General features: G+C 41.2%; 12 protein-coding genes. 2 read left to right on the forward strand and 10 right to left on the reverse strand.

Annotated features, from left to right (window positions below; translation table 11 throughout):
• Positions 1-282: 282 nt before the first annotated feature.
• The 6 genes from NR125_RS06070 to NR125_RS06095 form a co-directional block, all read right to left on the reverse strand.
• Positions 283-795, reverse strand: coding sequence for an adenine phosphoribosyltransferase (locus tag NR125_RS06070; protein ID WP_256814802.1), 513 nt, complete (start codon positions 793-795; stop codon positions 283-285).
• Positions 786-3,155: a single-stranded-DNA-specific exonuclease RecJ gene (gene recJ, locus NR125_RS06075; protein WP_256814803.1), complete on the reverse strand. Its 2,370-nt coding sequence runs from the start codon at positions 3,153-3,155 to the stop codon at positions 786-788. Before recJ ends, NR125_RS06070 begins: the two co-directional genes overlap by 10 nt.
• Positions 3,156-3,317: 162 nt before the next feature.
• Positions 3,318-3,635 (reverse strand): LapA family protein, encoded by a 318-nt coding sequence (locus tag NR125_RS06080; protein WP_019382912.1) that lies wholly within the window; start codon positions 3,633-3,635, stop codon positions 3,318-3,320.
• Positions 3,636-3,659: 24 nt separating this feature from the next.
• The gene (locus tag NR125_RS06085; RefSeq protein WP_009333088.1) at positions 3,660-4,562 is read right to left on the reverse strand and encodes a cation diffusion facilitator family transporter; all 903 of its coding nucleotides are present in this window, start codon (positions 4,560-4,562) and stop codon (positions 3,660-3,662) included.
• Between the two features lie 140 nt (positions 4,563-4,702).
• Complete coding sequence (secDF, locus tag NR125_RS06090; protein ID WP_009333089.1) at positions 4,703-6,967, reverse strand: protein translocase subunit SecDF; 2,265 nt, start codon at positions 6,965-6,967, stop codon at positions 4,703-4,705.
• Positions 6,968-7,262: 295 nt separating this feature from the next.
• On the reverse strand, positions 7,263-7,559 hold the full coding sequence (locus tag NR125_RS06095; protein ID WP_009333090.1) for a post-transcriptional regulator: 297 nt from the start codon (positions 7,557-7,559) through the stop codon (positions 7,263-7,265).
• A 122-nt stretch (positions 7,560-7,681) separates the two neighbouring features.
• On the opposite strand from NR125_RS06095, the gene spoVB reads away from it, so the two are divergent.
• Entirely contained in the window at positions 7,682-9,247 is a 1,566-nt protein-coding gene (gene spoVB, locus NR125_RS06100; protein ID WP_256814804.1) for a stage V sporulation protein B, read from the forward strand.
• A 56-nt stretch (positions 9,248-9,303) separates the two neighbouring features.
• Here the strand turns inward: spoVB and NR125_RS06105 are convergent, their stop codons facing one another.
• Positions 9,304-9,954: a DUF421 domain-containing protein gene (locus NR125_RS06105; RefSeq protein ID WP_009333092.1), complete on the reverse strand. Its 651-nt coding sequence runs from the start codon at positions 9,952-9,954 to the stop codon at positions 9,304-9,306.
• 198 nt (positions 9,955-10,152) lie between these two features.
• On the opposite strand from NR125_RS06105, the gene NR125_RS06110 reads away from it, so the two are divergent.
• Entirely contained in the window at positions 10,153-10,539 is a 387-nt protein-coding gene (locus NR125_RS06110) for a TIGR04086 family membrane protein (protein ID WP_082919404.1), read from the forward strand.
• A gap of 40 nt (positions 10,540-10,579) precedes the next feature.
• Here NR125_RS06110 and yajC read toward each other — a convergent pair whose 3' ends face one another.
• The 3 genes from yajC to queA all read right to left on the reverse strand — a co-directional run bounded on the left by yajC (position 10,580) and on the right by queA (position 13,198).
• Complete coding sequence (gene yajC, locus NR125_RS06115; protein ID WP_009333093.1) at positions 10,580-10,864, reverse strand: preprotein translocase subunit YajC; 285 nt, start codon at positions 10,862-10,864, stop codon at positions 10,580-10,582.
• 74 nt (positions 10,865-10,938) lie between these two features.
• Entirely contained in the window at positions 10,939-12,078 is a 1,140-nt protein-coding gene (tgt, locus tag NR125_RS06120) for a tRNA guanosine(34) transglycosylase Tgt (RefSeq protein ID WP_256814805.1), read from the reverse strand.
• 91 nt (positions 12,079-12,169) lie between these two features.
• Positions 12,170-13,198, reverse strand: a complete 1,029-nt coding sequence (gene queA / locus NR125_RS06125; RefSeq protein WP_256814806.1) for a tRNA preQ1(34) S-adenosylmethionine ribosyltransferase-isomerase QueA — start codon at positions 13,196-13,198, stop codon at positions 12,170-12,172.
• Between the last annotated feature and the right edge of the window lie 14 nt (positions 13,199-13,212).

Consider the following 13,212-nt stretch of genomic DNA (forward strand, 5'->3'; position numbering starts at 1 on the left):
ATCTCCCTGAATTTTATGCATTTGCATAATGTAATAATTTTGTAATTGGATTTATAACAAGTTATAAAAAAAATTAATATTGCTACTATTATCGAAAAAAAAAGTGAAGATGTAAAGGGATAGACTGTTATTTTTATGGGAATAACAAAAATTTTGTCGTTTTTTGTCCGAATTTCTTTATTGTTTTTCCATAATTGGTTTTGGAAGCACTTTATATACCTATTTTGACAGATAAATTAAAAAGAGCACCATTTCGTATGGCGCTCTCTTGGTATGAAAAAATTAATACTGCATCAATGTCAGAATATCGTAATCGTCAAGCTTTTTACGGCCATCAAGGTATGTTAATTCGATAAGGAATGCAATGCCAGCCACTACTCCGCCAAGTTCTTCAACCAGCTGGATGGTTGCATCAATTGTTCCGCCTGTCGCAAGGAGATCGTCAGTGATCAGAACTCTTTGCCCAGGTTTGATGGCATCTTTATGAATGGTTAATATATCCTTGCCATATTCTAAGCCATAATTAACCTTGACTGTTTCACGGGGAAGTTTTCCTTCTTTGCGGACAGGGGCAAAACCTACACCTAATGAATAAGCAACAGGGCAGCCGATGATGAATCCGCGGGCTTCCGGGCCAACAACCAGATCAATTTTCTTTTCACGGGCATATTCAACAATTTGGTCAGTCGCATATTTATACGCTTCACCGTTGTCCATAAGTGTTGTAATATCTTTAAATTTTATGCCTGGCTTCGGCCAATTTTCAACAATTGTTATATACTGTTTTAAGTCCATTTTTCTTCCTTTGCCTCCTCAAGTTTTACAGCCCCTTGCATAACTTCATCAAACCAGTCTTTGAGCTGCTGAAAGGATGAATAGAGCAAATCGCTCTCAAGAGTGTATTGTGCCTGTTTAAGCTGATAGGTTCGCGAATCAGCTAAATCACGTTTAATTGATGTATTGTTTAACGAAATGACACCATTATTTATTTTAACAAAATCCAATTCAAAAAACACTTGAGACATAAAATCTACCGTTTCCCTGCTCCATCCCTTATGCTTCGCTATATCATTCCCATGACGCCTGATATCGACCGAGCCTTTTTTAGCAAGCAGGGCAAAATACCACTTAAAATGATCTCTTGTTGGAATAGTGCTGAAATAGTCACTGTCCTCTTTATAAAAATGAGCATAAATTCTGGCAGGTTTTTTTCCGGAGAATACATGAGCAAGCATTTCCTTTGAAGGCGGCATATCAGCAAGCACGATGTTTGAACCATCTAGTTTTAATGCTTCTGCATCCTCTTCAGATGATATTTTCACCATACTATCCCCTGCATATGTCCTGAATTTGGATATATGTTCCTCATTAAAGAATATCCAAGTAGTGTTTACCTCAGGAATGACGCTTTGGAGCCTTTCGAGCCGCTTTAAACTCCGGATATCAAATAGCTGCCAGGAGTTCACTGCCATATCCTGCAGGAAGATTTGCGGTTTTTTAATATTATTCCATTCATTAATGGATAATTCGCCAATAACCGATAGCTTGGAATATGGTGAAATATGCTCATGCAAATGTCCGAGGCCAAAGCCGATTCCATCAAGGGAAGATCCATCATTTTCGATGGTGACCTTTATATGAGTTTGATCAGATCCGATTTTTCTCATAGCGGCAATATTGGCCTCTTTTATCATGACTTTCGGTTTTGGATTTCCCATCCCAAATGGGGCAAGCAGCTGCATTTCTTCAATAGAAGAGAGGCTGATATCCTTTAGATGGAAGACGCCATCAATGCTGGTTACCGGAATAAAATCTTCCTCGGTCAGCTGTTCATTTGCAAGAGTATTCAGTCTATCCCTGAGGTCATCGACCGATTCAATTGACAAGGTCATTCCTGCCGCCATTGGATGGCCCCCAAAGTGGGGAAGGATATCCCGGCATTCAGAAAGATTTTTGAACAGATCAAAACCTTTAATACTTCTTGCTGATCCCTTTGCCAGCCCTTTATCACTGTCATAACTGAGAACAATAGCTGGGCGGTAAAACTTTTCAACAAGCTTCGAAGCTACTATTCCAATTACACCGGCATTCCAGCCTTCTTTGCCTACAACAATTACTGAATTCTTACTGATTGGAAAATTAGTTTCAACCTCTTTAACCGCTTGTGCTGCAATGTCATTGACAATAGCTTGCCTCTCTTTATTTAACGTTTCAATTTCTTCAGCAATGGCTTGTGCTTCATAAGGATCATTTGTCAGAAGTAAATCCACTGCCGGATCCGCACTTTCAAGCCTGCCGGCTGCATTGAGGCGAGGCCCGATTGTAAAGCCGATTGTTTCTTCATTAATGGATGGAAGTTCAATTCCAGCCGCTTTAAACAAGGCTTTCAAACCTGTATTCTTAGTTGATTTCAGCTTTTGAATCCCGCGCTTGGCAATAAGCCTGTTCTCTCCCGTTAAAGAAACAAGGTCGGCAATTGTGCCGATTGCAGCTATTTCCAAGAGGTGATCAGGCATTTCACCATATAGCGCATGTGCAAGTTTAAATGCTACTCCAACACCGGCCAGTTCCCGGAATGGGTATCTGCTTTCCGGATGCTTAGGATGCACAATTGCCCATGCTTCAGGAAGCTCATGGCCAGGCTCATGGTGATCTGTAATAATCAAATCCATTCCAAGCTCTTTTGCAGCCTTTGCTTCGTTTACAGCCGATATCCCTGTATCTACGGTAATAATTAAACGGATGCCAGTATCAGCGGCTTGTTCAAAAGCCGGGATATTTGGTCCATACCCTTCAGTAAATCGATTCGGTATGTAGAATTGGACGTCAGCACCGAGATCTCTAAGTGCCATCATCATGACAGAAGTGCTTGTCACTCCATCCGCATCATAATCACCAAAAATTAAGATAGGTTCCTGTTTTTCTATTGCTTCTTTTATTCTGGAAACAGCTTTTGCCATATCTGTCATTAAAAAAGGATCATGAAATTCCTGGTCTTTATCCAATAAAAAATACCGTGCTGAATCAACGGTATCCATTCCGCGATTAATTAACAGCGATGCGGCCAGTGGAGAAATATTCAATTCCTTTGAAAGCTGCTGCACCTTATCCTCCTGTGTTTGCCGAACAATCCATCGCGTTCTTGAATGTAACATACGTTCACCCCTCAGCTTATTAATTATACAAGAGGGGGACATGTGTTTCAATAAGTTAAAATCGGGATATTCCATACAGATTTAGAAAGAAAGATATGAATTGCAGGCCACTTTTTTGCGGACAAGAGAAAAACTTGGGCAAAAGCCCAAGCCTGTTTTATTTTAATGAATATCCCTATCCAGCTCTTTTTCAAACTCTTCATTATTGGCATTATCCTTTACCGCATGTCCCGCATGCAGCTTTTCATTTTCCTTTTTTAGTATTTTCACTTTCCTTTGAAGTGAGTAAATACGGACAAGGCCCACAGACCCGACAATCATTCCTCCCATAAGGACTGATCCTAAAATCACTAGAATCAGCGGCCACTGGCTTTCCCCAAACAAGTAGTTTACCGTTACATTATCAACATTGATTACTGCAAAAACAGCGACTATTAGTGCAAATAAAAAACCAAATAATAAAGCCCATTGAAATTTCATGCAATCCTCTCCCCAATATTTTCTCTAATTTATGCGCTCTTCACTATAAGGATTAATGTGCACAAATACATTTTGAACATTTTCCAATCCAAGCAGCTTGCGTTTCACTTCTTTGCCCACCCGGTGGCCATCCTCAACAGTCATATTGGGATCCACTGAAACTTTAATATCTACAATAACATAATGTCCGTGTTCCCTTGCGTGCAGTTCATCAATCCTTTTAACCAGATCAACGGATTCAGCAGTTTTGCGCATCTCAAGTGTATCTTCTTCATGAAGCACATGATCAAGTGTGCTATGAATGGATTCTTTCCCCAGCCTCCATGCCATCTTGAGAATCATAAGGGAAACAATGAGACCAGCAACAGGATCTGCATACTCAAGCCATTCGATCCCCATTCTTCCGCCAATTATTGCACATCCAATGCCTATTAAAGCTGCAATTGATGAATAGACATCTGAACGGTGTTCATAGGCATTTACAATTAAAGCATCACTGTTTAGTTTCTTTCCCAAATTATACTTATAACGAAACATCGCTTCTTTCACAATGATAGAAACCAGCACTGCAGCTATCGCAATTGCTTTTGGAGGTTCAATTGGCGAAAAAAATGACTCAAATGATGATTTGCCGATTTCAATTCCCACGAGGAACAGCAAAACCGCAACAATAATGGCTGCAATCATTTCAGCTTTTCCATGACCATATGGGTGATCCTTATCCGGCGGCTGTTTTGCAGCTCTCAGCCCTAAATATACAGCAAAGGATCCGGCTACATCTGAAGCAGAATGGACCGCATCTGCCACGAGCGCTTTACTTCCTGAATAAATGCCTATTCCCCATTTGATGGCAGCAAGAATAATATTGCCCACGATGCCAATAATGGCTGCAAATTCAGCTTTCTTAAAACGATCGTTATTTTCCAAAGCGATACTTCCTTCCTCCCTGAACTTGTTTTTAGTTTATCCTATTTCCCGGAATCATTAACCTTTTTTGTAAAATAGACGGCATCCAGTTTTCCAGATTAACAAAAAAACTCAGGCATTCGCCTGAGTCTTTGAAAGTATTATACTTGAGGTTCGTCACTGACTTTGCGTTTTTCTTTTACGGTATTAATAACGCCTTTTTCTTTCAGTTCTTTGCCTTTCCATACTGCCCAAATCTGCGCAGCAAGGAAAATCGATGAATAGGTACCTGCAATTAAACCGATCAGAAGCGCAAACGAGAAATTTCTGATTGACTCACTTCCAAACACCAGGAGCGCAACGACAGTAAATACAACAGTTAAAACAGTATTCACAGAGCGGCCAAGCGTTTGGCGAAGACTTTTGTTTACAACATCAGCAATATCTTCGAATGATTTGAGCTTTTTCTTTTTCTGCATATTCTCACGCATCCGGTCGAACGTTACGATTGTATCGTTGATCGAATAACCTACTACCGTCAGTACTGCTGCAATGAAGGTAATGTCCACTTCAAGACGCGTAAAGCTAAATACAGCGATTATAAAGAAGGCATCATGCAGAAGCGCAAGAACTGCTGGAATAGCCATCTTGATCTCAAAGCGAATGGTTACATAGATGATAATGCCTACAGAGGCTATGGCAAGAGCCTTTAATGCATTTTTAGCGAGCTCTTTTCCTACAGTTGGTGAAACTGTGCTGACATTCGGACCTTGACCGAATTCTTCATGAAAATGAGTTTTAACCTCTGCTATTTCATCTTTAGTTAAAACATCTTTAAGTCTAGCAACACCGATTTCTTTATTATCGCCCGAGATGACAATATCATCCGTCTCGATTCCAAGCGCTGATAATTCAGCTTGAAATTTTTCTTTTGTTATAGGTTCACTTGCCTGCTGCTCGATGCGGGTACCGCTGACAAAATCGATTCCCAGATTTAAGCGGAAAATAGAAACAACAATGATTCCCACTGCAATTAATACAGCAGAAAGGATGAAAAACTTCTTGCGGTTCCCTACGAAATCAAATTTATCGAACTTGGTCGGCAAATCCAGAGTATCGTAATTTTCAGCAATGTTTTTGATCTCACTTTTCTTAACACCAAACCAGCCTGGCTTTTTATTCAGTGCTTTACTATGGACCCAAAGCCCCATAAGCAGCCTTGTGCCATACACCGCAGTAATAAAGCTTGCCAGGATGCTTATTATAAGCATGGTAGCAAATCCTTTTACAGAACTTGTCCCATACATGAATAAAACGGCTGCTGCTAAAATGGTTGTGATATTTGCATCAAATATCGTCGAAAGTGAGTTTTTCTCACCAGCCTGGAAAGCTGATTTAATTGTTCTGCCCACTTTTATTTCTTCGCGGATTCTCTCATAGGTAATAATATTCGCATCAACAGCCATACCAACCCCCAGAATGAGCGCAGCAATACCAGGCAGCGTCAATACGCCATTCATCCAGTCAAATACGAGTAAAATCAGATAAATATAGAAAGATAATGTAATTGTCGCAATAAACCCAGGGAAACGATATACCGCAATCATGTAGATAAATATAATGGCAATTCCAATGATACCGGCAAGAATAGTCGTTTCCATTGCCTGCTCACCGAATTTCGCACCTACCGATGTCGAATAAACTTCATCGAGCTGTACAGGCAGGGAACCGGCATTCAATAAATCCGACAGTGTCTTTGCTTCTTCAATCGTAAAATTCCCGACAATGGACACGGTATCCTGATTAAAAACCTGGCTTACCTGTGGAGCTGATAAATATTTTGGATCTTCTTTTGCTGACTCAGCCTGGAAGGTATCCTGGCCTTCTTCAAAATCGAGCCAAATGACAAGCAGGTTATTTGGCGCTCCCATATTTACAATCTTTTGAGTTACATCTTTAAATTTGCTTGCACTTTTCAGTTTCAATGAAACACTTGGCTTTCCGTTTTCATCGAATGTCTGCTTTGCCCCATTTTCAGCAAGGTCTGAACCATCCATCATCAATTGATCATTAACATCTCTAAATGATAGATTAGCTTCTGTGGACAGAATTTCCCTTGCCTTATTCTGATCTGTTACACCAGCAAGCTGAACACGGATCCTCTTATCTCCCTCAATCTGGATATTCGGCTCACTGACTCCAAGAACATTGATCCGCCTATCCAGTGCTTCTGCAGTACTTGCAAGGACAGCTTTATCAACCTTCTGCCCATCTTTTGGCGTTACATCATAAAGGACTTCAAATCCGCCCTGCAAATCAAGGCCAAGCTTTATATTTTTTAAAATGTTGTTTGTCGTTGCCCCTGCCAGGCTTCCCAATAATACAACAATCAGGAAGAAGGCAACGATACGGCTGCGCTTTACCATTATAAATAAATCCTCCTTAGCTATCGCCCGCTTATTGAAATCAAAAGCATCTGTGATGCATCATTAACCATACAGGCCTGCGTCGGAAAGCTGCGTATCTGTTCAATGCAGCCCCCGTAATATGACTTTTTTGTTTGAATCCTAGCTGGCTTTTCTATCCGTTCTTAAATTTCATTCTATGTATGAACAATTACAAGAAAAAGACAGATTACTCCGCTTTTCATTATGAAACAGATTGTAAAACCTGTCAATTTGTCTTATTTCATGTTAATTTTTATAAAAATTGGAAGAATGCCTACTTTAGCAGTTCCCTTCTTTCTTCTTCATTATCAAAAGCAAAGTCAGCCTCTTTAAAAGCCTCGATGGTAGCATAGTGAATGTATTCACTCACTTTTACCTCCATTATTTCTTCCACAATTTCAAATAGCCTGACATTTCCTCTTGGCTTTTTCCACTTTTTCTTTGTTAGGAATTCCCATAGCTCCTGTTCAGTCACTTTTTTATATCCCAGCAGCCGAAATTCATCCAATTTGCTTTCCAATGCAGGTTTTACCGTAGTGCGAAAATAATCATATTCATGGCCGATTTTCACTTTCAGCCGCCTCCCCGCCATTATTCACATGGAAATTATGATAGCTTGTCATGCTTTGTCCTCTATCTTGCATATAGATAATTGTATATGATAATACCCATTTTGAGAAGGCAGGGAGTTGAATGTCCAAATTTCTGAAAGGTACCATGATCCTGCTCGCTGCAGGCCTGGTGACCAGGGTCCTGGGCTTTATAAACAGAATTGTCATTGCCCGGTTTATTGGAGAAGAAGGCGTTGGCCTTTATATGATGGCTTTTCCCACTATGATTCTAGTCGTCACCATCACACAGCTTGGGCTGCCGGTCGCTATTTCTAAGAATGTGGCCGAAGCGGAGGCAAAGGGAGATACAGCAAAAATCAAGAAAATATTAGTTGTTTCCTTAGCGACGACTATATCACTGTCAATTGTTTTCACTCCTGCTTTAATTTTGCTTGCTCCATTATTATCAGATACACTCTTTACCGATGAACGCACAAAGCTTCCTTTGATGGCAATCGCCCCTATCGTGCCGATCATTGCAGTTTCTTCTGTCATTCGGGGTTATTTCCAGGGCAGACAGAACATGAAGCCTGCTGCCTATTCCCAGATGATTGAACAGGTAGTCCGAATCAGCCTGATCGCTTTGATGACTAAGGCATTCCTGCCATACGGAATTGAGTATGCGGCAGCGGGAGCCATGCTGGCAGCTGTCATTGGAGAACTTGCATCATTGCTTTATTTAATGACCACATTTAAGCTTAAAAAGAAATTCAGAGTCAGGAAACAATTTTTTAAATTTGTGTCTTCCGGAAAAAGTACATTTAACGAATTGATGACCGTTGCTCTTCCAACGACAGGCAGCAGAATGATCGGTTCAGTCGCTTGGTTTTTTGAACCGATTGTGGTAGCACAGAGTCTTGCACTTGCAGGGGTGGCGGCCGCTGCGGCTACGAAGCAATATGGTGCTCTTACCGGCTTTGCCATGCCTCTTCTGATGCTTCCATCGTTTATTACTTATTCTTTGTCAACATCTCTTGTTCCGGCTATCAGCGAAGCAAATTCCCAGAATAATATGCGTCTGATTGAATACCGGCTTCAGCAGGCACTTCGGTTTGCATTTATTACTGGCGGCCTGGCAGTGGTGGTTCTTTATGTCCTTTCCGATCAATTGATGGAAGTAATGTATGGCTCCTCAAGCGGTTCTCATTTTATTAAATTGATGGCGCCATTTTTTCTGTTTTATTATTATCAGGGACCTCTTCAGGCAACTTTACAGGCATTAAATCTGGCCCGTGCCGCAATGATCAACAGTCTGATTGGCGCTGCCGTTAAAACGGCAGTCATCTTTCTACTTGCCAGCCAGCCTGCATTTGGCATCAATGGTGTTGCGATGGGAATTCTGACCGGCACAGTCCTGGTGACAATGCTTCACTTTGCAACAGTCTTGAAAGCTATTTCGTTTACTTTTTTCATCAGGGACTATCTAAAGACGTTTATTGCCATGTTTTTGTCAGGAGGCATTGGCTTCTGGATGCTCAAAGATTTACTTTCCCCTGACTTGAATACAGCAGTGAGGGTAATTGTGATTTCTTTCGCTATCACTTCTGCATATGTAATTTTCTTATTATTCTTCAAGCTGATTAAAAAGAGTGATCTGATTCGGATTCCATGGGTTGGCAGACTGTTATCAAGATTTGCATTTAGATAATTTGCCTATATCAGCAGGGTCAGCTCAATTTTGCCTATCTTGAGCTGGCCCTCGATTTATTTCCTATCGTCAAGCAGATCTACATAAAATTGGCCATTTTCATAGCTGCAGAATGATATATTTGATAACTCTTTATACCCCTCTTTTCTAAGCTCTTGCCGAAGCCAAAAGTCACTTTTGTTTATCGTTTCCAGATTAGTTTTCTGGATTGTCCCATCTATGATTAAAGGGATTGTAATTCCCCCCTCTTTGCTGTCCTTTTTTTCAAACACTGACAAAGTACCGGAAGATTCAAGGATGGCAAATTCCACATCTGAGATTTTGGCAATATCTTTTTCTCTTAACTGCAAAAGCAGGTCATCAAAGTTATACCGCTGTTTCCTCATGGCATTTTCATCAATTTTTCCTTTATTAATAATAATGGTCGGTTTGCCATCAACGACATCCCTGAACGTTTTGCTCTTCAGGGAAAGTATGGCCAGCACAATCTGCACAACCATCAAAAGGAGCATTGGCAGCACATTTTTCAGGATTTCTGAATCCGGAGTTTCAATCGCCACTACTGCAAGTTCAGCAATCATGATATAGACGACTAAATCCAGGATGCTTAGTTCACCAATTTCTCTTTTGCCCATTAGTCTAAAAATGAGAAGAATGACTGCATAGAGAAATAATGTTCTTCCTACAATGATTAGATATTCTTCCACTTCTACAGCACTCCTTTTGATGCAATCCTTTATATCCTTCCGCATATTAAAACTTTTATGATTTTATCTGCCTTTTTCTTTGAACATTTTAGATTCTATTTTTTCATTGTGTGAATATGCTTGTACTAAGGATTAAGCTGAATAGCCTCTGGGGTAAAAGCTGTTCCTATTTACTGATTCAGAAGGGAGAGGGTCAATATAGAAGAGTCAAAGAACTTCGGAAGCGCCGTACTTTATGGAATTATCGCCATTTTTGCCATTGCTGTAGCGAGCAGTCTCGTTTTTTCACTGCTTCTGCGGTTCACCTCGCTGCAGGAGTCTTCCCTGCAGTATATTATTTCTGCTGTTTCATTTGTTTCTCTTTTTGCGGGCGGGTTCATATCCGGAGGTAAAGGGAAGCAAAAAGGATGGCTGCTTGGAGGCTTGACAGGCCTTATTTACTCAATCGTTATTTTTCTATTTCAATATTTGGGACATGACAGTTTATTTGATATGGAGCAAATGATATACCACACCTGTTTTACGCTGACTGCAATGATGGGCGGTATATTGGGAGTTAATCTCAACACTAAAAGAACAGCTTAAAAAAGAAGGTCCTGAAATTCAGGACCTTCTTTTTTTGATATTAAGATTTTGCTAATGCATCGCCAGTTGCCTGCGTTACTTCGCGGATCGCTGCACGATCGTATGTAAGACGGCTTCCGTCACCACATTTAATAACCACTTTGTCTTCGTCGATGGCATCAACGAATCCATGAAGACCGCCGATTGTAACAACCTTATCTCCCTTTTTTAAATCACTTTGCATTTGCTGAACTGCCTTTTGGCGTTTCTGCTGCGGACGAATTAACAGGAAATAGAATAAAACAAACATCAGCAATAATGGTCCTAATGTTCCTAAAAGCTCCATAGTTTTCCCCCCTTTCAAAGATTGTCCCGATTTAAGGAAAAGCTGCTCCTTAAACGAACTCTCAATTTTTATTATTAAAAGTTCTTCGCGTTAGGCTTATTGAATCCATACCTTTCGAAAAACTCTTCTCTAAAATCACCCAAGCGATCATCTCTAATCGCCTGTCTTACCTGCACCATTAATTTTAGCAGAAAATAGAGATTATGGTAAGTTGTAAGCCTGATTCCAAATGTTTCGTCACAGCGGATCAAATGCCTGATGTAAGCACGGCTGTAATTACGGCATGTGTAGCAATCGCAATTCTCGTCAATTGGGCCAAAATCTCTTGCAAATTTTGCATTCTTAACAACCAGTCTGCCATTACTTGTCATCAATGTTCCGTTTCTGGCAATCCTTGTAGGGAGAACACAGTCAAACATATCAATCCCTCTGATTGAACCATCAATCAGGGAATCGGGGGATCCTACTCCCATAAGGTATCTTGGCTTATCAGACGGCAAAAGCGGTGTTGTGAACTCAAGTACACGGTTCATTACATCTTTAGGTTCACCTACAGATAAACCACCAACAGCATACCCCGGGAAATCAAGAGATGTTAAGTCTTTCGCGCTTTGTTTACGCAGCTCCTCATATTCTCCACCCTGAATAATTCCGAAGAGTCCCTGATCATTCGGGCGTTTATGTGCTTGTAAGCATCGCTCAGCCCAGCGGGAAGTCCGCTCTACTGACTTCTTCATATATTCGAAGGATGCTGGGTAAGGTGGGCATTCATCAAACGCCATCATAATATCTGAACCAAGGGAATTTTGAATGTCCATTGCTTTTTCAGGTGATAAAAACAGCTTGTCTCCATTCAGGTGGTTCCTGAAATGAACGCCTTCTTCTTCAATCTTACGGAATTCACTAAGACTGAACACCTGAAACCCGCCGGAATCTGTCAGAATGGCCCGGTCCCAATTCATAAACTTATGCAGGCCGCCTGCTTCTTCCACAATTTCCTGACCCGGTCGAAGCCACAGGTGGTAAGTATTGCTCAGAATAATGCCCGCACCCATTTCCACTAATTCTTCAGGGGACATGGTTTTTACTGTAGCAAGTGTTCCCACAGGCATGAACACAGGAGTTTCAAAAGATCCATGCGGCGTATGGACCCGTCCCAGACGGGCACCGGTTTGCTTACATGTTTTAATTAATTCATAACGAATTGCAGTCAACTTACAGTTCTCCTTCCATTTAAAGCGCAGAGCGCCCCTTTATCGGCGCTAGGAGCTAGACAGTTATCGAAGTACAGAGATAACCTATTTATTAAATAATGAGCATAGCATCTCCAAAGCTGAAGAAACGATAATGCTCCTCCACGGCCTGATTATAGGCATTCAGAACGTTGTCACGGCCAGCCAGTGCACTTACAAGCATAATCAAGGTCGATTTAGGCAGATGAAAATTTGTAATCATGCCATCAATCGCTTTAAATTCATAGCCGGGATAAATGAAAATATCTGTCCAGCCGCTTGCTTCTTCAAAACGGCCATTATGCATGGAAGCAATGGTTTCTAAAGTCCTTGTGGATGTAGTCCCCACACTGATAATTCTTCCTCCCTGCTCACGCACTTCATTCAACAGCCGTGCAGTCCCTTCTGTTACCTGGTAAAATTCAGCGTGCATTTCATGCTCATTCAAATCATCCACACTAACCGGCCTGAAAGTTCCCAGACCAACGTGCAGAGTAATAAAAGCAATATGCACACCCATTTCCTTAATCTCTTCAAGAAGCTGCTCAGTAAAATGAAGGCCTGCTGTAGGGGCTGCAGCAGAACCGCGTTCACGGGCAAATACAGTCTGATAACGGTCACGATCATCAAGCTGCTCCTTAATATAAGGCGGCAATGGCATTTCTCCCAATTCCTCCAGCACCTCATAGAATATCCCGTCATACTTAAACTCCAGTACCCTGCCGCCATGATCTGAAGTTCCAGTGCAAACAGCAGTCAAATTGCCGTTTCCAAACGTTATCTCAGTTCCTTCTTTCACTCTCTTGGCTGGCTTGACCAGCGTTTCCCAGGAATCCCCTTCAAGCTGTTTTAGAAGAAGCACCTCTATTTTCGCACCAGTGCCTGTTTTTTCTCCAAACAGCCTGGCAGGAAGGACCTTTGTGTCGTTCAGCACAAGACAATCTCCAGCTTTGAGATAATGTTTAATATTTTTAAATACACTATGCTGAAGATCTCCGGTTTTTTTATCAAGGACCATTAGCCTGCTGCTAGTCCGATCAGCCAAAGGCGTTTGTGCAATTAATTCCTCAGGCAAATGAAAATCAAACCAATCTACTTTCATGATGTCACCCTCTG

The sequence above is a fragment of the Cytobacillus sp. Bac17 genome, assembly GCF_024519925.1.
Lineage (GTDB): Bacteria > Bacillota > Bacilli > Bacillales > Cytobacillaceae > Cytobacillus > Cytobacillus pseudoceanisediminis.